The 23,136-nt window shown below is 61.7% G+C and carries 22 protein-coding genes and 1 tRNA gene; 17 read left to right on the plus strand and 6 right to left on the minus strand.

Annotation, left to right across the window (positions count from 1 at the left end; all coding sequences use genetic code 11):
• Positions 1 to 76: 76 nt before the first annotated feature.
• The 3 genes from ACDZ94_RS27280 to ACDZ94_RS27290 are packed head-to-tail and all read left to right on the plus strand — an operon-like array spanning position 77 to position 4,144.
• Positions 77 to 544: a (2Fe-2S)-binding protein gene (locus tag ACDZ94_RS27280; RefSeq protein ID WP_064451838.1), complete on the plus strand. Its 468-nt coding sequence runs from the start codon at positions 77 to 79 to the stop codon at positions 542 to 544.
• A complete protein-coding gene (locus ACDZ94_RS27285) occupies positions 544 to 2,781 on the plus strand; it encodes a molybdopterin cofactor-binding domain-containing protein (protein ID WP_432751924.1) in 2,238 nt (745 codons plus the stop codon). Before ACDZ94_RS27280 ends, ACDZ94_RS27285 begins: the two co-directional genes overlap by 1 nt.
• A 16-nt stretch (positions 2,782 to 2,797) precedes the next feature.
• A complete protein-coding gene (locus tag ACDZ94_RS27290) occupies positions 2,798 to 4,144 on the plus strand; it encodes a c-type cytochrome (RefSeq protein ID WP_432751925.1) in 1,347 nt (448 codons plus the stop codon).
• A 9-nt stretch (positions 4,145 to 4,153) separates the two neighbouring features.
• On the opposite strand, the gene ACDZ94_RS27295 is transcribed toward ACDZ94_RS27290, so the two are convergent.
• The 3 genes from ACDZ94_RS27295 to ACDZ94_RS27305 form a co-directional block, all read right to left on the minus strand.
• Positions 4,154 to 5,425: a sensor histidine kinase gene (locus ACDZ94_RS27295; protein WP_262667545.1), complete on the minus strand. Its 1,272-nt coding sequence runs from the start codon at positions 5,423 to 5,425 to the stop codon at positions 4,154 to 4,156.
• 331 nt (positions 5,426 to 5,756) lie between these two features.
• Positions 5,757 to 6,119, minus strand: a complete 363-nt coding sequence (locus ACDZ94_RS27300) for a hypothetical protein (protein ID WP_128590436.1) — start codon at positions 6,117 to 6,119, stop codon at positions 5,757 to 5,759.
• Between the two features lie 2 nt (positions 6,120 to 6,121).
• Complete coding sequence (locus ACDZ94_RS27305) at positions 6,122 to 7,111, minus strand: hypothetical protein (protein WP_432751926.1); 990 nt, start codon at positions 7,109 to 7,111, stop codon at positions 6,122 to 6,124.
• Between the two features lie 564 nt (positions 7,112 to 7,675).
• Here ACDZ94_RS27305 and ACDZ94_RS27310 point away from each other — a divergent pair.
• The 11 genes from ACDZ94_RS27310 (at position 7,676) to ACDZ94_RS27360 (ending at position 18,096) form a co-directional block, all read left to right on the plus strand.
• Positions 7,676 to 7,978, plus strand: coding sequence for a DUF6124 family protein (locus ACDZ94_RS27310; RefSeq protein WP_432751927.1), 303 nt, complete (start codon positions 7,676 to 7,678; stop codon positions 7,976 to 7,978).
• Positions 7,979 to 8,260: 282 nt separating this feature from the next.
• A complete protein-coding gene (locus tag ACDZ94_RS27315) occupies positions 8,261 to 9,274 on the plus strand; it encodes an iron ABC transporter substrate-binding protein (RefSeq protein ID WP_064451831.1) in 1,014 nt (337 codons plus the stop codon).
• A gap of 27 nt (positions 9,275 to 9,301) precedes the next feature.
• Positions 9,302 to 10,876 (plus strand): ABC transporter permease, encoded by a 1,575-nt coding sequence (locus ACDZ94_RS27320; protein WP_432751931.1) that lies wholly within the window; start codon positions 9,302 to 9,304, stop codon positions 10,874 to 10,876.
• Positions 10,873 to 11,940: an ABC transporter ATP-binding protein gene (locus ACDZ94_RS27325; protein WP_064451829.1), complete on the plus strand. Its 1,068-nt coding sequence runs from the start codon at positions 10,873 to 10,875 to the stop codon at positions 11,938 to 11,940. Before ACDZ94_RS27320 ends, ACDZ94_RS27325 begins: the two co-directional genes overlap by 4 nt.
• A gap of 60 nt (positions 11,941 to 12,000) precedes the next feature.
• On the plus strand, positions 12,001 to 12,780 hold the full coding sequence (locus ACDZ94_RS27330; protein WP_432751928.1) for a COG4705 family protein: 780 nt from the start codon (positions 12,001 to 12,003) through the stop codon (positions 12,778 to 12,780).
• Positions 12,781 to 12,789: 9 nt separating this feature from the next.
• Positions 12,790 to 13,218 carry a hypothetical protein gene (locus ACDZ94_RS27335; RefSeq protein WP_407017212.1) on the plus strand — a complete coding sequence of 143 codons (429 nt, stop codon included), beginning with the start codon at positions 12,790 to 12,792 and terminating at the stop codon, positions 13,216 to 13,218.
• A gap of 71 nt (positions 13,219 to 13,289) precedes the next feature.
• Entirely contained in the window at positions 13,290 to 13,955 is a 666-nt protein-coding gene (locus tag ACDZ94_RS27340; protein WP_053255526.1) for a response regulator transcription factor, read from the plus strand.
• Entirely contained in the window at positions 13,931 to 15,277 is a 1,347-nt protein-coding gene (locus ACDZ94_RS27345; RefSeq protein ID WP_432751929.1) for an ATP-binding protein, read from the plus strand. Before ACDZ94_RS27340 ends, ACDZ94_RS27345 begins: the two co-directional genes overlap by 25 nt.
• 90 nt (positions 15,278 to 15,367) lie before the next feature.
• A complete protein-coding gene (locus tag ACDZ94_RS27350; protein ID WP_432751930.1) occupies positions 15,368 to 16,315 on the plus strand; it encodes an ornithine cyclodeaminase family protein in 948 nt (315 codons plus the stop codon).
• Between the two features lie 21 nt (positions 16,316 to 16,336).
• A complete protein-coding gene (locus ACDZ94_RS27355) occupies positions 16,337 to 17,470 on the plus strand; it encodes an NAD(P)/FAD-dependent oxidoreductase (RefSeq protein ID WP_064451823.1) in 1,134 nt (377 codons plus the stop codon).
• The gene (locus ACDZ94_RS27360; RefSeq protein ID WP_064451822.1) at positions 17,470 to 18,096 is read left to right on the plus strand and encodes a helix-turn-helix transcriptional regulator; all 627 of its coding nucleotides are present in this window, start codon (positions 17,470 to 17,472) and stop codon (positions 18,094 to 18,096) included. Before ACDZ94_RS27355 ends, ACDZ94_RS27360 begins: the two co-directional genes overlap by 1 nt.
• Before the next feature lie 57 nt (positions 18,097 to 18,153).
• Here ACDZ94_RS27360 and ACDZ94_RS27365 read toward each other — a convergent pair whose 3' ends face one another.
• Complete coding sequence (locus ACDZ94_RS27365) at positions 18,154 to 18,930, minus strand: ABC transporter substrate-binding protein (protein WP_432751871.1); 777 nt, start codon at positions 18,928 to 18,930, stop codon at positions 18,154 to 18,156.
• 467 nt (positions 18,931 to 19,397) lie between these two features.
• Between ACDZ94_RS27365 and ACDZ94_RS27370 the strand changes: the two genes are divergently transcribed.
• The 3 genes from ACDZ94_RS27370 to ACDZ94_RS27380 all read left to right on the plus strand — a co-directional run bounded on the left by ACDZ94_RS27370 (position 19,398) and on the right by ACDZ94_RS27380 (position 21,731).
• Complete coding sequence (locus tag ACDZ94_RS27370; protein WP_064454907.1) at positions 19,398 to 20,147, plus strand: response regulator; 750 nt, start codon at positions 19,398 to 19,400, stop codon at positions 20,145 to 20,147.
• Positions 20,144 to 21,205: an ATP-binding protein gene (locus tag ACDZ94_RS27375; protein WP_221294417.1), complete on the plus strand. Its 1,062-nt coding sequence runs from the start codon at positions 20,144 to 20,146 to the stop codon at positions 21,203 to 21,205. Before ACDZ94_RS27370 ends, ACDZ94_RS27375 begins: the two co-directional genes overlap by 4 nt.
• A gap of 220 nt (positions 21,206 to 21,425) precedes the next feature.
• Positions 21,426 to 21,731: a hypothetical protein gene (locus ACDZ94_RS27380; protein WP_407017218.1), complete on the plus strand. Its 306-nt coding sequence runs from the start codon at positions 21,426 to 21,428 to the stop codon at positions 21,729 to 21,731.
• Positions 21,732 to 21,820: 89 nt separating this feature from the next.
• Here ACDZ94_RS27380 and ACDZ94_RS27385 read toward each other — a convergent pair whose 3' ends face one another.
• Both ACDZ94_RS27385 and ACDZ94_RS27390 read right to left on the minus strand, forming a co-directional pair.
• Positions 21,821 to 22,660, minus strand: a complete 840-nt coding sequence (locus tag ACDZ94_RS27385) for a DNA/RNA non-specific endonuclease (RefSeq protein ID WP_432751872.1) — start codon at positions 22,658 to 22,660, stop codon at positions 21,821 to 21,823.
• Positions 22,661 to 23,043: 383 nt separating this feature from the next.
• Positions 23,044 to 23,119 (minus strand) — tRNA-Gly (locus ACDZ94_RS27390).
• Positions 23,120 to 23,136: the final 17 nt, after the last annotated feature.

The raw sequence follows: 23,136 nt of genomic DNA on the forward strand, positions 1-23,136 counted from the left end.
TTGCACCGTGGTCTAGAGTGCAACGATGGGCAACTTATAAGAAAAGCCACATCAACCGATGATCAGCAGGTGAACCATGCAATTACGTATCAACCAAAAAGCCTATGAGGTCGATGCCGACGCCGACACGCCGTTGCTATGGGTGATCCGCGATGACCTGGGGATGACCGGCACCAAGTACGGCTGCGGCCTGGCCCAATGTGGCGCCTGCTCGGTACTGGTGGACGGTAATGTCGTGCGTTCCTGCGTCACGCCGGTGGCCGCAGTGGTCGGCCGCGAGGTCACTACCATCGAGTCGATTGAAACCGATGACGTGGGCAAGCGCGTGGTCGCGGCCTGGGTCGAGCACCAGGTGGCGCAATGCGGTTACTGCCAATCCGGTCAGGTGATGGCCGCTACCGCGCTGCTCAAGCACACCCCTGCGCCCACTGATGCGCAGATTGAAGCCGCCATGATCAACCTGTGCCGCTGTGGCACCTACAACGCCATCCGCACGGCCGTGCACGACCTGGCCGCCCAACCTGCCAGGACGGAGAGCGCCTGATGAATACGCGCAACGAAATACTCGATGCGCCATTGGGCGAACCGGTCAATCTGTCGCGCCGGCGTTTTCTGGCCAGCACCGCCGTCGGTGCGCTGGTCATAGGTTTCGGCCTGCCACTGGGCGCGTCCAGGGCTTACGCCGCCACGGCCGGCCCGGCAGAACGCGGGACCCAGGTGCCGGCATTTCTCGAGATTCGCCCGGACGGCAGCGTGCGCCTGCTCAGCCCCTTCATGGAAGGCGGCCAAGGCACCCACACCGCCATGGCGCAGATCGTCGGCGAAGAACTGGATGCCGACCCCGCCACCTTCGTGGTCGAGGCCGCACCGCCCGGCGAAGCCTATGTGGTGATGGAAAACGGTATGCGCATCACCGGTGGCAGCATGTCCATCCGCATGAGCTACCCGACCATGCGCCGCCTCGGCGCCCTGGCCCGCGCCATGTTGCTGCAGGCCGGTGCCGAGCAATTGGGCGTGCCCGTGGCCCAACTGACCACACAGCCCGGCCGCGTCGTACACGCTGCTTCCGGCCGCTCGCTGGGTTACGGTGAGTTGGCCGGTCGTGCCCTGGACATGCCGGTGCCCGACCCGGCCACGATTACACTGCGCGACCCCAGCCAGTTCCGCTGGATCGGCAAGCCGGTGAAACGTCTGGATGCCTACGACAAATCCACCGGCAAGGCGCAATACAGCATCGACCTCAAGGTAGACGGCATGCTCCACGCCGCCGTCCAGCACGCGCCACGCCTGGGCATGACCGTCGGCAGCCTGCGCAACCAGACACAGGTCGAGGCCATGAAAGGCGTGCACTCGGTTCACCAACTGCCAGGTGCAGTGGCGGTCGTTGCCGAACGCTGGTGGCATGCCAAGCGGGCGGTGGAGGCGATCCAGGTGGAATGGCTGGAAGCGGCTGCCGGTTCGACCGTGCGCGCGATGCCCGCGGACTTCTCCAGCGACAAGTACCGCGACTTCCTCGCCGCCCAACAGGGCCCGGCCCGTGACGACGAGAACGAAGGCGATGTGGCCGGCGCGCTGGCCAACGCCAAGACCAAAATTGAAGCGACCTACCACAACCAATACCTCAACCACGCTCAGCTGGAGCCCCCTTCAGCCCTGGCGCGTTTCAACCCCGACGGCTCGCTGGAGGTGTGGTTGCCCAACCAGGCACCGGATATGTTCCGCGCCGACATGGCCAAGCGCACCGGGCTCTCCATTGAACAAATCACCCTGCACTCGCCGCTGCTGGGCGGTTTTTTTGGCCGGCATTTCCTGTATGACTCGGCCAACCCCTACCCGCAGGCCATCGCCTTGGCCAAAGCGGTAGGCCGCCCGATCAAACTGATCTGGAGCCGCGAAGAAGAGTTCCTGCGCGACGTGTTGCGCCCGGTCGCTGTGGTCAAGTTCCGCGCTGCGCTGGACGACAAAGGTTTGCCAGTGGCCATTGAGGCGGTCAGCGCCACCGAAGGCCCCTCCGAAGCCATCGCCGGCAAACAGGGCGAAAAACTCGACCCCACGGCGCTCGAAGGGTTGTCGGGCAAGTCCTACGCCATCCCCAACAAACGCATCGCGCAGATCTACGTCAAGGGCCCGGCCATGCTCGGCTACTGGCGTTCGGTGGGCAATTCGCTGAATGACTTTTTCTACGAAGCGTTCCTCGACGAACTGGCCGACAAAGGCGGCCACGACCCCTACGAGCTGCGCCTGCACCTGCTGCGCGACAACAAGCGGCTGACCACCCTGCTGCAAGCGGCGGGCGATTTGTCCGGTGGCTGGAAACGTGGCCCCTACACGGCCGAGGACGGCACGCGTCGGGCACGGGGCGTGGCCATGGCCTCGCCGTTCGGCTCGCACGCGGCGGTGATCGCCGAAGTGTCGATCGAAAGCGGCCAGGTCAAGGTGCACCATATCTGGGAAGCCATTGACCCGGGCAGCATCGTCAACCCGGCAATCGTCGAGGCGCAGGTCAATGGCGCCGTGGCCTTGGGCTTATCTCAAACGTTGCTGGAGGAAGCGGTGTACGTGGATGGCAAACCACGGGCGCGCAACTACGACCTGTACCCGATCCTGCCGGCTTCGCGTATGGCGCAGGTGCATGTACGGATTGTCGAGAGTGGCGAAAAGATGGGCGGCATCGGTGAACCGCCGTTACCCGCAGTGGCGCCAGCCGTGGCCAATGCGGTGGCGCACCTGACCGGCCAGCGTATCCGCAGCTTGCCATTGAGCCGATACACCTTCAGCTAACCGACAGGGAACGCCCATGAACAACCGACGATTGGCTGCAACCGCAGGCTGGCTGGCGCTGGCCTGCGCGGTCATAGCCGCACTGCTGGCGTGGTACGTCACCCGCCAGCCCGCCTCACCGCTCGAACACGAACAAATTACCAGCTTCGACCCGGCCCTGGTCAGCCGTGGCGAGTACGTTGCCCGCCTCAGCGACTGCGTGGCCTGCCACAGCCTGCCGGGCAAGGCGCCGTTCGCCGGCGGCCTGGAGATGGCCACCCCGCTGGGCGCCATTCACGCCACCAACATCACCCCGGACCGCGAAACCGGTATCGGCGCCTACACCGCAGCCGACTTCGACCGGGCGGTGCGCCACGGTGTTGCGCCGGGCGGCCGACGGCTCTACCCGGCCATGCCGTACCCGTCTTATGCCAAGCTCAGCGATGATGACATGCGCGCGCTGTACGCGTTTTTCATGAAAGGCATAGAACCGGCCAAGCAGCCCAACATCCCTAGCGACATTCCCTGGCCGCTCAACCTGCGCTGGCCCATCGCGCTGTGGAACGGGGTGTTCGCGCCGAACGCCACCTACGCCGCCAAACCCGGCGAGGATGCGCTGTGGAACCGTGGCGCGTATATCGTCCAGGGCCCGGGCCACTGCGGCAGTTGCCACACGCCACGCGGCCTGGCCTTCAACGAGAAGGCGCTGGACGAGTCCGGCGCGCCGTACCTCGCCGGCGCGTTGCTCGACGGCTGGTACGCGCCGAGCCTGCGCCAGGACCCCAACACCGGATTGGGCCGTTGGAGCGAGCCTGAAATCGTGCAGTTCCTCAAGGTCGGGCGCAACAAACATGCGGTGGTCTACGGCTCGATGACCGAAGCGTTCAACAACTCCACGCAGTTCATGGCCGATGAGGACCTGGCCGCGATCGCGCGTTACCTCAAGTCACTGCCCGGCGACCCGCAGCGTGACGGCACGGCCTGGCAGTACCAGGCCGTGGCCGCCGACGCGCGCCCGGACATCCCCGGTGCCCACACCTACGCGACCCGCTGCGCGTCCTGCCATGGCCTCGACGGCAAGGGCCAACCCGAGTGGATGCCTCCCTTGGCCGGCGCCACCTCGGCACTGGCAAAGGAAAGCGCCTCGGCGATCAATATCACCCTCAACGGCTCGCAACGCGTGGTCGCCGCCGGTGTACCGGACGCCTACCGCATGCCGGCGTTTCGTGAACAACTGTCCGACCCGGAAATCGCTCAGGTGTTGACCTACGTGCGCAGCACGTGGGGCAACCACGGTGGCGCGGTCGACGCACAGGCGGTCGGCAAGCTGCGCGGGCATACCGACCCGGCCAGCAGCAGTCCGATTATTCTGCACATGCGCTGAAAAAGGCGTTCAACTCGCCGTCAGGTCAACCGAAAAACAACACCCATTCGGTTGCCTGGTGGTGAGTTCAACCCGCCACTGCTGGGTGCTGCAAATACGCTGCACCAACGACAGGCCAAGCCCCAGCCCTTCTCCCCGGCTGTGTTCACCTCTGACAAAGGGCTGGAACATCGCCTCGCGCTTGTGATCGGGAATGCCAATGCCGCTGTCCTCCACACGAAAACCGTGCTCGCTCAAGGTCAGTCGAATAAAGCCGCTGTCGGTGTAGTGCCAGGCATTACGCAGCAGGTTGCCCATAACCGACTGCAACAGCGTCAGGTTGTACTCCACGGGTGAGGTGTGTTCGCTTTCATAAATGAACTCGAGGCCTTTTTCGCGAATCATTCGCCCCCAGATTTCCACCAGGCCATCCGCCACGTCCTTCAACGTTGCTTGAGCGCCATGGCCCTGGGCACCCGAGGCCCGCGCCAGCATCAGGAAGGTGTCCACCAGTTGCCGCATCTCATCGGTGGCACGCGCAATCCGGCCCACCTGGGCCACCGAACGTTGATCCAGCGAAGGGTCACCGAGCAACAATTCGCAGGAGCTGGCCAAGACCATCAGCGGTGTGCGCAGCTCGTGGCTGACGTCACTGGTGAACAGTTTTTCCCGGCTCAACGCATCGCGCAGGCGCCCCAGGGTCTTGTCGAAGGACAGGGCCAACTCCCCCACTTCATCCACGGCGTAATCCGGATGCAACGGCGGGGCTACATCCAGCAACTGGTCGCGATGACGCACTTGCCGCGCCAGGCGTACCACCGGCGCCATCACGCGGCGCGCCAACAAGCGGCCCAGCAGGACCGCCAACAGAATGCTCAGGATAAAACCCACCGCCACCGCGCCGAACAGCACACGCTCACGTTGCTTAAAGCTTTCCTGGTTGCGCATCAGCACGTATTGGCGCCCATCGACCACCTGAGACACCGCGTAGTAGGCCCGCCCCTGATAGTCGACCTCCTGGAAACCCGGCGCCAGCTCGGTCAGCAACGGGTCGAGCGCCAGGTCACCCTGCTCACCCTGGGCGAAAAACAATTCGCCTTTGCCCGGGCGGTGGCTCCAGCTGGCCGTGTCATCCTGGCGCAACAGGCGGTTCAACCCGCTGCCGAGGTCGGCGCTGGTGAGTTTGTATTCGACCACATGCACGGTGGCGATAATGCCCGCTGCAAACACGCCCGCCACGAAGGCGCTCATCAGCGCAAACACAATCACGATCCGTTTCGTCAGGCTGTGCCTGAAGTCCATTGCCATACGGGGTCCCACGGCTGTGTTCAACCTGAAATACCTGCTGAGTCGGGTAATGCCTTTCGACGCCGACGTTCGAACCAAAGATAGACCACGGACGTCGTGTAGCGCGTAAGCACCTGCGAAACCGCAAGCCCGCCACTCTCGCCATACCCCGCCGTGGGTACAATTCAGAACCGGCGTTATACCCGAACGCCTACGGCAGCGCACTCAGCAACACTGCCAGCGAGGTTATAAGCGTTGATGCAGTGCCTGGGTGTCGGGTGGAGAGGCGATTGAACAGGGCAGCCGGCTCGCGATAGGGGCTGATTTGTCGAGCAATAACCGTAGGCTACCAGCCGTACAAGACAGTCCAGAGGATACAGCCAGCAATCCATGCCATCCCAAAATTAAACGGCCACAACGCCCAACGCCTGAGGGACAAGGGGACGGACGCCAGTTCAGCCTCGGTCACATTCCCTCTTTTGACGTGCATTTTAGGCATTCCCAACAGTTCAGTGATCACGAGCATGCGATGAAACCTGTCGATATGCTTATTTCTGCCCCAAAACCGTTTGTTGTCGCAGACCAGCTTGTTCTCGCTGAAGCAGCTTTCCAGCGCGTCGAGCTTTGTGCATTCAGCATATAAAGTGAGCCCTGAGCCAACCAGCGCCCCAGCAAATAAAAAGATTGCCAGGATGAGTTGAAAATCCATGCTTAAGTGCCCTCTGGCTGAAAGATCAAATCACCGTCGATCTGTTCGATTTGCCCGCTCAGAAATGCACCGCCAGAGCCCAAGAAGTCACCTCCTGCATACCCTCCCGCAGCGCCGCCGATCACTGCGCAGGCCAGCGCACCGTTTCCTTTAGCCACGACGCCCAAAAAAACCTCACAGCCGCGACGGGCTAATTGCGCGCCCAGCTTCCCTCCCCAATGAGCCCCCGCCACGCCGCCCACCAACTTCCCCGTCTCCACATACTTCGCCCGCCGACACTGCGCCTCCCGCCCCTGCACACACGCCTCCTTGATCTCCAACCCTGTCACGCCCACGTCCAGTCCCAACCCCACATAGGTCCCCTTCCCCAACCACTTCGACATCTGCGCAATGTCCCGCGTCCGCTGCGCATACCCGGCGATCTCGCCCTTATGCAGATAGCTTTTGGTTGAAATGCCCAACACCTTCTTCAACGCCTGATTGCCCTGTAACCCGGTGCCAAATCGCGCCGCGCCTTGCAATTGGGCGTCCAGCAGGCCGAACAAAGCCTTACGCTGGCGTAAAAACGCCTTACGATCCAAGCCACCGCTTTTAAGACGCTGATGCAGCCGCTCAATCTCCTCCAGCGTATGCGCCACTTCGTCCAGGTGCCGCGCCCACGCCGATGTCGCGCTGCCCACGCCCAACGAGCCATACCCCAGAAAGCTTTGCAGCAGGTCGTAGTTGTTGACCACTTGGGTTCCGGCGCCAGCGTCCAGCTCCCGACGAATCACCTCGGCCTGGCGCATCAGCCAGGCCTCCTCCCTCGAACAGCTCACGCTGTAGGTATCGGGCACAATTACCAACTGCCCCGGCGTCACCAGCCCAGGGCGCAGGTGCCGGTTCAACACGTCGAAATGATCGGAGCGCGGTCGACTCAGGGCGCCGTCCATCAACCGGGATTTCAAGCTGTGGTAGTCCGTCGTGCGCTCATTGATATAGCCCTGCGCCATGCCTCACATCCCTGGATGCAATGAAGATGGCGTCGGAATATAAGCAAGCGAATACGCCCTGGACACAAACCCGGGAAGGCCGAGCAACATTTGGGAAGTTGCCTACATCGCGGGGAAGCAGCGCCTACAAAAAAGCCACTTACCGCCACGGTTTTAGGGCCTTGGGGTTCGGTGTAGAGCCCACGATGTGTGGATATCAATGGCAATCACAGGCAAGCCTGCTGCCCTATTTTAGGGGTCGGGTTAGTGGCATTTGGTCATGGTTTGTAAAGGGCCAGCAAGGCGTGTCTCTTTAAATTGCAGGACGTTTCCTAGACAATCCCTGCCGCCTTGTGCCTGTTGGAATCGATGACTAGTCTGCGGTCCGTCACTGCTCATCAGTGATCGGGTTTAGTCGCTCGGGTCTTACATGGCGCATGGTCCTCCATGAAGTTTTATGGTGGCTGTGCGTAGGGCACCTTCGGGTGCGCCGGTTTTCCATGTGACCGGTCGACTAACCTGCGTACAGCCGCCACCCTCGTTTAGTCGCGGTGGGTGTCAGCTCCAATCATGTGGAGTTACACAATGAAAAAAACCGTCCCCGATCCACCCCGCCATTCCACCAAAGACCGCGCCGCCTTCAATCGCGCCATCGAGCATTACCTGCCCACCCAAGGTGTTCAAATCGAAGACCTGAGCTTCGAAGATGCCCTGCTCTACACCGCCAGTGTGCTCGACAGCGCGTCTGCCACGGCGCTCAATTGCAGTGAACTGCTGACGAGTCCCGAGCGGGCGAAGATTCTGGCGGTGTGGCATTTGCTGGAGCTTGCCAAGACCACCGTGGATCGCTCCATCGAGTGCCTGAACCCCGCGCCTCTTCCCGCCTAAACTCAGTTAGGCCCTGTGGGAGCTGGCTTGCCTGCGATAGCGATACATCAGTGAAAAATCCGCCAACTGACCCGCCGCCATCGCAGGCAAGCCAGCTCCCACAGTTGATTTGCGTCATTTGATAACGCTCATCACGTTTATTTACCGTTTATTTGACGTATTTTTCTCATTTCTGGCTCTACATTCGCCGCGCGCAAACATGCAAATGATTCCTATTGGTCCAGTCTCAATCGACCTCTCACGGGTTTCCCGTGCATTCATAAAAACCGGAGCGTTCAGCGTATGGCTTCCCGTCTACCTTCTTTCTTCACTAAAGCCCTGCTCGCCACCGCACTGCTCGGCGCCGGGTCTGTGTATGCCGCCGACTCCGTGGGCATCGTGGTGTACAACGCCCAGCACGAAAGCCTCACCAAGGCCTGGGTTGAAGGGTTCACCCAGGAAACCGGGATTCCGGTGACCATACGCAACGGCGACGACACCGAGATGGGCAACCAGATCGTGCAGGAAGGCGCGGCCTCCCCGGCTGACGTGTTCCTCACCGAGAACTCCCCGGCCATGGTGCTGGTGGACAACGCCGGACTATTCGCGCCGGTGGCGCCAGCCACCCTGGAACAAGTGGACGCCGCCTACCGCCCGGCCCACGGCAAGTGGTTGGGCATTGCCGCGCGCTCCACGGTATTTGTGTACAACCCAAGCAAATTGAAAGAAGCCGACCTGCCGAAATCCCTGCTGGACCTTGCCTCGCCAAGCTGGAAAGGCCGCTGGGCCGCCTCCCCGGCCGGTGCCGACTTCCAGGCCATCGTTGCCGCTGTGCTGGAATTGAAGGGCGAAGCCGCCACCCTCGACTGGCTCAAGGCGATGAAAACCAATGCGAGCATTTACCGGGGTAACAGCGCGGTGCTCAAGGCCGTCAACGCAGGCCAGGTCGACAGCGGCGTGATTTACCACTACTACAGTTTCGTCGACCAATCCAAGACCGGCGAAAACAGCAAGGACACCCAATTGCACTACTTCAAGCACCAGGACCCGGGCGCTTTTGTGAGCATTTCCGGTGGCGGTGTTTTGGCCTCCAGCAAACATAAAGACGAGGCCCAAGCCTTCTTGAAGTGGATTACCGGCAAAGACGGCCAAGCGATCTTGAAAGACGGCAACGCCTTCGAGTACGCCGTGGGCCAGAACGCCCAATCGAACCCCAAGCTGGTGCCGTTGGCGCAACTGGACGCACCGAAGGTTGACGCGTCCAAGCTCAACAGCAAAAAGGCTGTCGAGCTGATGACCCAGGCCGGACTGCTCTGATTGTTGCCTCAAGCCCCAGTGCCAGGTATCGCCCACGCGATACCTGCGCCACCACAACGACGCACCCAAGGCCTGTTCAGAGGCCGTGGGGGCACGTGGGTCACCAGTTTGTCAGTATTGGTTTCGCTGTTGGCGCTGTTGCCGATTGCGTTTGTGATCGGCGTGTCCTGGCAAATTGGCTGGGCGCAAATTGAGGCGCTGGTGTGGCGCCCGCGCGTCGGCGAATTGTTGTTCAACACCGTGCTGTTGGTGGTGTTCACCCTGCCGTTATGCGTGGTGCTGGGCATTGCGCTGGCATGGCTGACCGAACGCACCAACCTGCCGGGGCGACGCGTCTGGTCACTGTTGGCGGTGGCGCCGCTGGCGGTGCCGGCATTTGTGCACAGCTACGCCTGGGTCAGCCTGGTGCCGTCGATTCATGGCTTGCCGGCCGGTGTGCTGGTGTCGGTGATTGCCTACTTCCCGTTTCTGTACTTGCCGGTGGCGGCGACATTACGCCGGCTTGACCCGGCCATTGAAGACGTGGCCGAGTCCCTGGGCCTCAAGCCCTGGGCCGTGTTTGTGCGGGTGGTATTGCCGCAGTTACGCCTGGCAATCTGCGGCGGTGCCCTGTTGGTGGGCCTGCACCTGCTGGCCGAATACGGCCTGTACGCGATGATTCGCTTTGACACGTTCACCACTGCGATCTTCGATCAGTTCAAATCCACCTTTAATGGCCCGGCAGCCAATATGCTGGCGGCCGTGTTGGCGCTGTGCTGCCTGGCGATGCTGAGCGCGGAGTCCGCTGCACGCGGCCATGCCCGCTATGCGCGGGTCGGCTCCGGCAGCGCCCGGGACCAGCGCATCGTGACCCTGAGCACCCGCACCACCCTGCTCGCCCTCGGCTTGCAAGGCATGACCTGTGCACTGGCCCTGGGTATCCCACTGATCACCTTGGGCAAGTGGTTGATCGCCGGTGGCCGTGAGGTCTGGCAGTTCAGCGAACTGTTGCCGGCGCTGGAGCAAACCGTGCTGCTGGGGATAGCCGGTGCGGTATTGACCACCTGCGCGGCGGTGCCGATTGCCTGGCTGTCGATTCGGGCGCCGGGGCGCTTGCAGCGCATCCTGGAAAGCTGCAACTACATCACCAGCTCGTTGCCCGGGATCGTAGTCGCGCTGGCACTGGTCACGGTGACCATCCACTTCGCCCGGCCGATTTACCAGACCACGATTACCGTGCTGCTCGCCTACCTGCTGATGTTCTTGCCACGCGCGCTGGTGAGTTTGCGCGCGGGTATCGCCCAGGCCCCGGTGGAGCTGGAAAACATGGCCCGCAGCCTCGGTCGCTCGCCGGGCCGCGCGTTATGGCTGATCACCCTGCGCCTGGCCGCACCGGCCGCCGCTGCGGGGGCGGCGCTGGTGTTCCTGGCGATCACCAATGAACTAACCGCCACCCTGTTGCTGGCGCCCAACGGCACCCGCACCCTGGCGACCGGCTTCTGGGCGATGACCAGCGAGATCGACTACGCCGCCGCCGCGCCTTACGCGCTGATCATGATCCTGTTGTCACTGCCGTTCACCGGCCTTCTCTACCATCAATCCAAACGCACGGCAGGCCGATGAACGCCCTCGAACTCCACGCCATCTGCAAATCTTTCGGCACCCAGCGCGCCCTGGCAGACGTCACCTTATCGGTGCCCACGGGGAGCCGCACGGTGATCGTCGGGCCTTCGGGCTCCGGCAAGACCACTTTGCTGCGCATGATTGCAGGCTTTGAATTCCCCGACACCGGCAGCCTCACGCTGAACGGCCAGACATTGGTCGACGCCACTCACGCCGTGCCCGCCCACCAGCGCCAGATCGGGTATGTGCCGCAGGACGGCGCGCTGTTCCCGCACATGACCGTGGCCGACAATATCGGCTTCGGCCTGGCCACCAAGGGCGAGGCTCGCCACACGCGTATCGCCGAACTGATGGACAGCGTAGCCCTCGACGCCAGCATGGCCGGGCGTTGGCCCCATGAACTCTCCGGCGGCCAGCAGCAACGGGTGGCGCTGGCCCGGGCCTTGGCGCAACAACCACGGCTGATGTTGCTCGATGAACCGTTTTCCGCGCTGGACACCGGCTTGCGCTCGGCCATGCGCAAGATGGTCGCGCGGCTGCTGAGCGACGCGGGCATTACCACGATTCTGGTGACTCACGATCAAAGCGAGGCGCTGTCGTTCGCCGATCAGTTGGCGGTGATGCGCCAGGGTCGCCTGGTGCAGTCCGGTCACCCGATGGACCTGTACCAGTACCCCGTCGATGAGCAGACCGCATTGTTTCTCGGCGAGGCCGTGGTCATGCCCGCCAGGATCGAAGCGGGCTGGGCGCATTGCGGCCTGGGGCGCGTGCAGGTCGACAGCAAGACCCACTCCACCACGGCGCGAATCATGCTGCGACCGGAGCAATTGCAGTTGAGTACCACCGACGTTTCCGGCTGTCGAGGGGTGGTGACCGAACGCGAGTTCGGCGGCAATACGTGCACGCTGACTGTGGTGTTGCAACCCGATGACGCCGAGCCAGGCCCCGCCATTCTGGTTCGCAGTTCAGGCCTGCAAGCGCCTCCCATCGGCAGCGGGGTTCACCTCACCACGCTCGGTATGGCCCATGTGTTGAAAAAAGCTTCGCCCCTCAGTCTCAGCTAAGTTTCGGGGCCTACCTTCTCCCCTGCGCCCACCACCGCGCAGTCAAGGAGAGGTAACCCCATGAATGCCACAGCAGCCCGTTGGCTGAACAAAGTACCCGAGGTGACGCTGTCATTCTGGGTGATCAAGATATTGTCCACGACCGTGGGCGAAACCGGCGCGGATTACCTCGCCGTCAATGCCGGCTTCGGCGCCGGCTGGACCAGCCTCGGCATGGCTGCGCTGTTGGCCATCGCGCTGTTCGGGCAGATGCGCACCAAGGCCTACACGCCCTGGATTTACTGGCTCACCGTGGTGCTGGTGAGCATCGTCGGCACACAGATCACCGATATCCTCACCGATAAACTCGACGTCAGCCTGTACCTCAGCACAGCGATTTTTGCGGGCCTGCTCGCGCTTAACTTTGTGGTTTGGTATCGCACCGAGCGCAGCCTGTCGATCCGCGACATCGTCACGCCACGGCGTGAGTGGTTTTACTGGACGACGGTGCTCTGCACGTTTGCCCTGGGCACCGCCGCCGGTGACCTGGCCACCGAAGCGCTGGGCCTGGGCTTCACGCTCGGCGCGGTGATTTTCGCCGGTTTGATCGCCGTGGCCATGGTGGCCTGGCGCGTGGGCGTCAACAGCGTGCTGACCTTCTGGGTCGCCTACATCCTCACCCGACCTTTCGGCGCCTCCCTCGGCGACCTGCTGACCCAAGCCAAGACCTATGGCGGCCTGGGCATGGGCGCCAGTTGGACCAGCGCGCTGTTCCTCTGCGTCATTGTCCTGCTGGTGGCCGTCGCGCAAATCAGTGTCAGCAACCGCAAAGTCATCCCCCCAATAACGACTCACCTCTAGGAAACCCTCATGCGCGTTCAAAACATGATCCGCCACGCCGCCATTGTTTCAGCGATCTTTATGCTGGGCATTGCCACCGGCTGCTCCAAACCTGCCGACAAACCCCAAGACACCGCCGGCGGCGCCACCGTCACGAGCAGCCAACCCCATGCGTCAAAACTGGGCGACCTGTCCGAATTCCGCGCCATCGCGGCGGACGTGTCGGCGCTCGTCGCCAAGCACGACCTGGCCGGTGCCAAAGCCCGCATCAAAGACCTGGAAACCAGCTGGGATGCCGCCGAGGCCGGGATCAAACCTCGGGCCGCGAACGACTGGCACGTGCTGGACAAAGCCATAGACCGTGCGCTTTCGGCCCTGCGTGATGGCAACCCGAACCAGGCCGACTGCACCGCCTCGATGGAGGACTTGCTCAAGACCTTCGATGCGATGAAAGGCTGACATCAGACAATCATGCTTCAATACAGACGCGGTGATCCTTTCACCGCGTTTGCTTTGGCTGCGGAGGCGACATGCGGATACTGCTGGTCGAAGACGACCCGATGATTGGCGATGCCATCCAACGCGCGCTCAGCGATGCGAGCTATGCCGCCGACTGGGTCAAGAACGGCCTCACCGGCCTCGCCGCACTCGACACCCAACCTTACGACCTGGTGCTGCTGGACCTGGGCCTGCCCGGCAAGGACGGCCTCGATGTGCTGGACAGCATCCGTGGGCGCAACAACCCAGTGCCGCTGCTGATCATTACCGCCCGTGACAGTCTCGATGACCGCCTGCGCGGCCTCGACAGTGGCGCCGATGACTATCTGCTCAAACCGTTCGACATCTCGGAATTGCTCGCGCGTATCCGTGCGGTGTTGCGCCGCAAAGGCGGGAACGCTCTGCCGTTGCTGGACAATGGCAGCGTGTCGCTGGACCTGCTCACCAAGCAAGCCAGCACCGACGCGCATCGCAACGTCGCCCTTTCCAGTCGCGAATTTGCGCTGCTGCAAGCCCTGCTGATTCGCCCAGGAGCAATCCTCTCGCGCAGTGAGTTGGAAGACCGTCTGTATGGCTGGGGCAATGAGGTCGAAAGCAACGCCATCGAGTTCCTGATTCACGCCTTGCGGCGCAAGTTGGGCAGTCATGTGATCAAGAATGTCAGGGGCATGGGATGGATGGTTTCAAAAAGCGTTTGAGTGAATCGGTCCAACTGCGGCTGTCGGTCACCCTGTCCCTGGCCATTTTGCTGGTGGCGCTGGTGGCCAGCGTGTTTGCCTTTGTCTCGGCCTTCGACGAAACCCACGAACAGCAGGACGACACCTTACGCCAGGTCGCGATGCTGTATGACCGCCAGCAGATGACCCTGCACTACCCACAAGGCCCGGCCATTGATGGCGATGACGAGGAATCCCGGGTGATCATTCAACACCTGGGTGACGGCCGGCACGCCACGGGCACCAACGATGAAGCCTTGCCCTTGCCCTTCCCCACAGACCTCGCTGACGGGCTGTCCACCGTTGAGGTGAGCGGTGAAAACTTTCGCGTGCTGGTGCACACCACGGCACGTGGCGAACGCATTGCCGTGGCCCAGGAATCCGATGCCCGCGACAAGGACGCCCGCGAAAGCGCCTGGCGCAGTTTGTTGCCGTTCCTGATCTTGTTTCCGGTGCTGCTGTTGGTGGTTGGCGATCTGGTGCGCAAGTTGTTTCGCCCGATTGGTGTGCTCGCCGCCGAGATCGACCAGCGCGCCGAGCAGGAACTGCACCCCATTGAAGAACAACACCTGCCCAACGAAGTGCGCCCGTTTGTGGTGGCGATCAATCGTTTGCTGGCCCGTGTTGAACAGTCGATGGACAGCCAGCGGCGCTTTGTCGCCGATGCCGCTCACGAACTGCGCTCGCCGATGACCGCCCTGGCCCTGCAAGCCGACCGGCTGGCCGCCACTGACCTGTCGCCCATGAGCCGGGAGCGTTTTGAGCCGCTGTCACGCGGCATTCAACGCGGCCGCACATTGATCGATCAACTGCTGAGCCTGGCGGCGGCGCAGTCGGCGTCGGAGCGCGTACAAACGCCGCTGTCGGTGCATGCCGTGTATCGCCAGGTGCTGGAAGACCTATTGCCGTTGGCCGAGCGCAAACAGATCGATATCGGTGTTGAAAGCACTCAGGACGTGCAGGTGATGTTCAACGCGATGGACCTGTTCACGCTGGTGAAAAACCTGGTGGATAACGCCATTCGCTACACCCCGCCGGGTGGGCGTATTGACCTGTCGGTGGCGGTGATGGCTGACACCATTCAACTGCAAATCAAAGACTCGGGGCCCGGTATTTCAATCGAGGAACAGGCGCGGGTGTTTGACCCGTTCTATCGCAGCCTGGGCACCGACGAGGCCGGTTCCGGCTTGGGTTTGTCGATCGTCAAGGCGATCGCCGATCGCACCGGGGCGCAGGTGCAACTGTCATCTACCGACGCCGAGGAGCAGCGCGGGTTGTGTGTCAGCGTGTGGCTTGCGAAATAACCCTCAGCCGCCAGCTTTTTTTCGCCTGGATATTGCCCGCCAGAACTAAAAGTCCATAATGGACAAATTAGTTTATCTGCGGAGATAGTCATGTCCAGCACGCCTCAAGTGATTGACCAAGCCCAAGCGCGCGAACTACTCGCCAAGGTGGACGTGCCCCGGGTGCTGCGCAAGCTGTTCCGCGACCTGGCCGCCGGGCAGGCGGTGCAGCCGGCGCAGCAATGCGTGGAGTTCCCGCGAGGGGCCGGCGATTTCATCAACTATTTGGGTGTGCTGGCCGAAGACGGGGTGTACGGGGTAAAGACGTCGCCCTACATCGTGCGCGACCAAGGGCCGCTGGTGACGGCATGGACATTGTTGATGTCGATGCACACCGGCCAGCCGCTGTTGCTGTGTGATGCGGCCGAGCTGACCACCGAACGCACGGCCGCCACGACCGCATTGGCGGTGGACGCCCTGGCGCCCGCGGCAGCCCGACGCCTGGCGATTATAGGCAGTGGCAAGGTCGCCCAGGCGCACCTGCGCTATGTGCAGAACCTGCGCGACTGGCAGCACATCAGCCTGTATTCACCGCGCTTGCGCCGCGCCAGCGCCGATACCCTGGCCCATCTCACCGGCCTGGACCCACGCCTGACCCTTGCCAGCACCTGCGAGGCTGCGCTGGAAGACGCGGACGTGATTCTGCTCTGCACCTCGTCGGCAGGCCCGGTGATGGACCCCTCGCGCCTGAGCAAACCGGCGCTGATTACCTCCATCAGCACCAACGCCCCACGCGCCCATGAAGTACCGCCGCACTGCCTCAACGACATGCAGGTGTTCTGCGACTACCGCCAGACCACCCCGGGCGCGGCCGGCGAAATGCTGATCGCCGGCGAACAACATGGGTGGGACAAGCGTGCCGTCGTCGGTGACCTGCCCGAATTGCTCAGCGACATGGCGCAGCGCCCGAACTACGACCGCAGTGTGTTTTTCCGCTCGATCGGGTTGGGCCTGGAAGACGTCGCACTGGCCAATGCGTTGTATCAAATCCAGCGCTAACCCCTTTTTCAGGAGATATTCATGAGCCATGCAGACTTCATCATCATCGGCGGCGGCATTGCGGGCGCTTCCACGGGTTTCTGGCTGTCGCAGCACGGAAAAGTGCTGGTGCTGGAGCGTGAAAATCACCCGGCCTACCACGCCACCGGGCGTTCGGCGGCGCTCTACACCGCCGCTTATGGCACGCCGCAAGTGCGCGCGTTGACCCTGGCCAGCCGCACGTTTTTTGATAACCCGCCGGCGGGCTTCTGTGAGCATCCATTGCTCACGCCGCGCGGTGAAATGACTGTGGATTTCAGCGGCGACCCGGCGGAACTGGAAAGCCAATACCAAAGTGCCAAAGCCACGGTGTCGCAGGTGCAGCGCCTGACTGCCGACGAAGCCTGCGCGCGGTTGCCGATCCTGCGTCGCGAAAAAGTCCACGGTGCCATCTTCGACCCGACGGCCAGCGACATCGACACCGACGCCCTGCACCAGGGTTATTTGCGCGGCATCCGCCGTAACAACAGCGAAGTACGCACCGACAGCCACGTGCTGGGGCTGAGTCGTGACGCCGAGGGCCTGTGGCAGGTGCGCACCCAGGATGCGACGTACACCACGCCCATCATCATCAACGCCGCCGGGGCCTGGGCCGACCATATCGGCGGGCTGGCCGGCGCGGCCTCCATCGGCTTGCAGCCCAAGCGTCGCTCGGCGTTTATCTTCGCCGGGCCCGAAGGCGTGGACACCCATCAGTGGCCGATGCTGGTGGCCCTCGACGAAGCCTTCTACATGAAACCCGACGCCGGCATGTTCCTGGGCTCACCGGCCAACGCCGACCCCGTCGAGCCGCAGGATGTGCAGCCCGAAGAGCTGGACATCGCCATGGGCATTTACCAGATCGAAGAAGCCACCACGCTGACCATCCGCCGCCCGACCCGGACCTGGGCCGGGCTGCGCAGTTTTGTGCACGACGGTGATTTGCTCTCGGGCTTCGACCCGCACGTGCCGGGGCTGTTCTGGGTCGCGGCGCAAGGCGGCTATGGCATCCAGACCTCACCCGCCATGGGCCAGGCCAGTGCGGCCCTGGTGCGCGGCGCGCCGCTGCCGGAGCAACTGACGCGGTTCGGCCTGGACGCTGGTATGCTCTCGCCCGTCCGCCTGGAGCCGCATTGATGAACACCGCTGAACACGAAAAGGTTGTCCAGAACTTCCGGGCGATTGCCGATGCGATCGCCACGTTGTTCTTCCCCCACGCCGAAGTGGTGCTGCATGATTTGCGCACGCAAAAAGTCGACTACATCGCCAATAACCTGTCGAAACGGGCCATCGGCGACGACTCGGCGCTGGAGGACATGCTCAGCGATGACATCCGCGAAGTGAATATCGGTCCGTACGAAAAGCTCAATTGGGACGGCCAGAAAATTCGCAGCCTGAGCACCGTGCTCCACGACCACAAAGGTCGCCGGTTGGCGGTGCTGTGCATCAACCTGAATATCTCGCTGTTCGAAAATGCCAAGGCGGCACTGGACCTGTTCCTGTCGCCGAGCAAGCTGATCCCGCAACCGGACTCATTGTTTCGCGATGACTGGCAGGAACGGATCAACACCTTCTTGCATGCGTGGATGCGCGAGCGCCAGTTGAGCCTGAATCTGCTGACCCGTGACCATAAACGTGAGCTGGTGCTGGCGTTGCATGCCGAAGGCGCGTTCAAGGGCAAGAGTGCGTCGAACTATGTGGCGAATGTGCTGGGAATGGGACGGGCGACCGTCTACAAGCACCTCAAGGAATTGAAGGGCTGAGCAGATCATCTTCGCAACACCACCGATCAACGGTGGTGTTCAGAGCCGTATTCGCAGTCAGTCGCCGTAGATATCCGACTTGAAGTACTGCTGTGAAATCTTCTGGTACTCGCCATTGGCACGGATGCCGTCGATGGCCGTGTTCAACTTACTGACCAATGCCGTATTGCCCTTGCGCACCGCGATCCCGGCGCCCTCGCCCACGTATTTCGGGTCCTTGAGTTCGGGGCCGACAAAGGCGTAGCCCTTGCCGCGTGGCATCGCCAGGAAGTCACTCAGGGGGATGGTGTCGGCAAAGATCGCATCCAGGCGACCTGACGCCAGGTCCATGTAGATTTCTTCGTTATTACTGTAGCGCTTGACGTTGATGCCCTTGGGCTCGAACACCTCGGTGGCGTAGCGGTCGGTGGTCGTGGCGCGTTGCACGCCGATGGTCTTGCCCTTGAGGCTGGCGTACTGGTCGTCCACGGCTGCACCTTCCTTCATCACCAGGCGCGAGGACGTAAAGTAATACTTGTGGGTGAAATCCACCGATTTCTTGCGGTCTTCGTTGATGGTCATGGACGACAGGGCCATGTCGATTTTCTTCACTTTGAGGGAAGGAATCAGACCGTCGAACTCACCCTCTACCCACACGCACTTGACCTTCATTTGCGCACACAACGCGTTGCCGATGTCGTAGTCGAACCCGACGATTTTGCCGTCCTGGGTCTTGGAGGCGAACGGTGGGTACGCCGCCTCGATGCCGATGCGCAGGGTTTTCTCGGCGGCCAGCAAGTGGCTTGAGGCAATCAGGCTCAGGGCCAGGCCGGTAATCAGCGTGCGTTTCTTCATGATCGTTGTCTCGCAAGTTGTTGTTGGTTTGGCAAGCGCGAAGAAAGGGAGAAGTGAACCCTGTATTTGTACTTATAATTCCATACTGGACTTTTACGTATTGATCGTCAATCCACCGCTATCGCTGCCACTTCCATAAATCCTGATCCAAATCGCTACAGGTCCTGGACTCACTCGCAGGCACTGGATGGCAAAAACGGCGGTGATGAGCACGGCGGGCAAAATTATTGCCCGTCTCCATCGTTTCTCCACAAAACCTCCCATGAAAGTGCATGTTGATTACGCACAATTGCGATCGCCGTAGCGCCCTGTCGCGCAGGCTTACCAGGAGAAACAGCTGCTGGGCACCCTCACCCAGACGCTATGATCACTACTTGGCAACGTGGCCATGGACCGGCAGCCACGACAAGGCAGATAAGCGCGAGCACACGGACGCAAAGGCTCGCAGCGTATTCACCGAGCAGACCATGACTGATTTTCCCGTAGCACCGATGCCCCGTCCGGAGAGCGCCAGAGAAACCCAGGCACTCGTGCTGATTGCCGAAGATGAACCTGAAATTGCCGACATCCTGATTGCCTATCTCAAACGCAGTGGCTTTCGCACCGCACACGCACGTGACGGCCGACAGGCCCTGGAAATGCACCTGGCGCTCAAGCCGGACCTGGTGCTGCTGGATGTGCTGATGCCTCACGTGGATGGCTGGCAGGTGCTTGCCGAAGTGCGCCATCGCGGCCATACGCCGGTGATCATGCTGACGGCGCAGGATCAGGATATGGACAAGCTGATGGGCCTGCGCATCGGGGCCGACGACTACATCGTCAAACCGTTCAACCCGGCCGAAGTCGTCGCGCGCACCCAGGCTGTACTCAGACGTTCCATCGATTACCACTACCGCGCCAGCCCCACAGTGCTGCGGGTGGACGCGTTTGAAATTGATCTTGAAAGCTATGAAGTCACGGTGACCCTCGCCGGCCGCAGAGTGCCGCTGGCATTGACGGTGACTGAGTTCAGGTTGCTGGCCCAACTGGCCAAGGCGCCGAAAAGAGTGTTCAGCCGCGCCGAACTGCTGGCCCAGTGTTCACCGGAAAGTGACAGCCTGGAGCGGACGGTCGACAGCCATATCAGCAAATTGCGCCGCAAGCTCGAAGACCTCGGGTTACAAGGCGTACCCACCTGTATCCGAGGGGTTGGCTACCGGTTTGGGAGTGTCGCGTGAAGGGGCTCAATGGCCTGAGCCGCCAGATCATCCTGTCCATGTCCGCCGTGGTGTTGTGCGTGATCGCCCTGGCGGTGATCGGCTCCTATATTTTCTATGCGTTGCTATGGACGTACTGGCCGCTCACGGACGAAGAAGTGGATGAGTGGCTGCCCGCCAACGTTGAATGGGTGTGGATGGGTTTGACCACGTGCGTGAGCCTGGCAGTGGGCTCGATTGTGGCCTTGAAGCTGTCTCGACGAATTCTGATGCCGTTGAACTCCGTGGCCGAGAACCTGCGCAAACTGGCCGACGGCGACCTGGATGTACAAGCGGTTGCCGGTGACCAGTCAATCGGCGAAGCGGCCATCCTGGTGGACGATTTCAACAGCATGGCTAAACGTTTGCAGCGTATGGCGCAGGAACAGGCGTTCTGGAATGCCGCAATTGCCCATGAGCTGCGCACACCGCTGACCATCTTGCGTGGGCGCCTGCAAGGCTTGGCCGAAGGCGTGTTCGAACCGGACACCGCGCAGTTCTACAGCTTGCTGGGCCAGGTAGAGGGCCTGACACGCTTGATCGAGGACTTGCGGGTGGTCGGCTTGGCCGACAGTGGCTACCTGGAGCTCAACCTGCAGGAAGCCGACCTGGCCACGGGCATTGAGGACGATGTGCGGCTGTTCGAACCCAGCCTCACCGCTGTCGGTTTTGTCCTGCAACTGGACCTGCAACGCCGCACGATGCGCTGCGACCCCGCAAGAATCCGTCAGGCGCTGCTGGCTCTTTTGGACAATATCCGGCGGCATGCGACACCCGGAAACGTGATCGTGCACCTGAGTACCCGCGACGGCTTCAACTACCTGCGTGTGCGCGATGACGGCCCCGGTATCGACGAACGCTTCGCGACGCATTTGTTCGAAGCCTTCCAACGCGGCGAAAACTCCCGTTCACGCGCCCAAGGCGGCAGCGGCCTGGGCCTTGCGGTGGTACGCGCCATCGCCCTCGCCCATGGCGGCGCCGTGACCTGCCGGCGCATGGAAAACGGCGGCACGCTGTTCGAACTCAGTTGGCATGTTTGATTTAACGAGGTACCGCGATGCGTATCTTTTCCTGGGCATTCAGGAAAACCACCGGCTACAGGCATTTTGCTTTGTTGGATGCCCGGCACGTGTGTATTGCGTTCAAGAGCTGTCGCGCAAAACCCGCCGGCGAGCAGTGGGTAGAAGTTGAGCGCGTCAACCTGTCCTGGCTCGGAAGAGCACTCCCAGGCTGCACCCGTGCCGTTGAGCGAGTGTCAACATGAGCAATGACGTGGCCCGACTTGAGGCGTCGTTAAGACTGCACACGCTGCGCTTGAAAAAACTGCAGCGCGTCTGGGTTCCACTGCAGCAATGCGCGCCCAAGTGGGTAATGGTGTTGTGGATTGTGGGCCTCTGCGTGACCCTGGGCACCCAGTGCTACTGCCACTGGCTGGTGACCGCACCGATGATCTGCGTATTGATCGTGGTGGAAATTATCGTCGAGGAACGGCAAATGACGCTGATATTACGCGCGGACCACGCACGTGATTTGCTCAGGCAGGCGCAGCTTGACGGCGTGTATTGATCGCAGAGCGTTTCAGCACAATCAACGCGCGCACGTCGCAAAACCTTGGCCGCCAAGGAACGGCAGCCTCGGTTCAGCGTTTTACACGGCTATTTACAGCCGATTCGGCTCGGCAATTGGCCTTGCTTCGCCTTCAGCGCGGCCTGCACCGGCTGCGGCAATTGGCTCCAGAACGTGAGCCCCGAGCGCTCTTCGATGTGATCAACCGTCACCTGATAATCACAGAAGTTCGCACCTTTGGGCGTTTCCTGATTCATCACAAACGAAGCATACAGGCCGTTTTCAGGTGAGCTGCCGACGAAGATGATTTTCCAGTACCCACTGGGAATGGTATGGACCTTGTTCGTCCCCGGCAGCGTGCCGACAAAATGCTCATACAAAGGCCCGGTGGCGACATACACCTGGTCGATGCCTGGCGCTTTGCTGAGGTTGCGCTCCTGGTCTTCAAGATGCGCCCAGGGCCCCTGATTAAGCTCGGCCTTTTGCGGCGTGATATTGGACAGGTAATTGAGGGTCTGCCAGTCAGGGACGCCGGCCATCGAAGCGAGATTGGCCTGATGGCCACGGTCGACTTTGAGCGCGACATTGGCGCCGTTGTAGTCCACCGGGTCGAGGGTTTCCCCTGCGGGGATATCCGGGTCTGTCTTCCAGTCGCGCGGGCGACCGCTGGCCGGGGTGTCCTTGGTGATTTTGTACGAGACCCAGTTCGCAAACTTGGTCGAGCCATTGTTGTTCAACGTGTACGCCTGACGGTTCAACGTCAGGGGACTGCCGCCAGCGGGGCACCCCACCGAACAGTTATCGAACGGCAATGCCTGCTGCGGCTGGGGAGTGATAGCGGATTGGCGTGTTCTATCGGGCGTCGTACAGGCCGCAACGAGCGGGATCAACAGAAACGCCAGGTGCTTGAACTTCATACTTCCTTGCATGGTGTAGCTCCTTGAGGGTGAATCAATGACAACGGTAAATGGCACGTCGACTGCTGCGGTTCCTTCGCGAGACGACCTGCACACTGAACCACTCCAAACATTTCAATATGAGGAGAGGCTATGGTTTTTTTTGATTCCGGCTGGCCGAATGCTGAATGCCGAGAGAGGCGCGGTGAGCGCCTGCTAGAGCGTCAGCACCGGATGCCCACCTGGAGACTCGAGCGGAGCCAGTCATCAGACGGACTCGAACTTGCGCTTAATCCTGTAAAGGTTCGTACCGGATTGCCCTGGATGCCAGTGGCTTTGCGCAGAAACGAAAAAAGACGCCTAAGCGTCTTTTGTCGTTGACCCCAGCGCCCAGTGGGCATCTGTGGATCTATATTTGGAGCGGGAAACGAGACTCGAACTCGCGACCCCGACCTTGGCAAGGTCGTGCTCTACCAACTGAGCTATTCCCGCGTCTTGGTGGTGTGCAT

This window comes from Pseudomonas sp. UBT, assembly GCF_050915955.1.
GTDB classification, from domain to species: Bacteria; Pseudomonadota; Gammaproteobacteria; order Pseudomonadales; family Pseudomonadaceae; genus Aquipseudomonas; species Aquipseudomonas antarctica_A.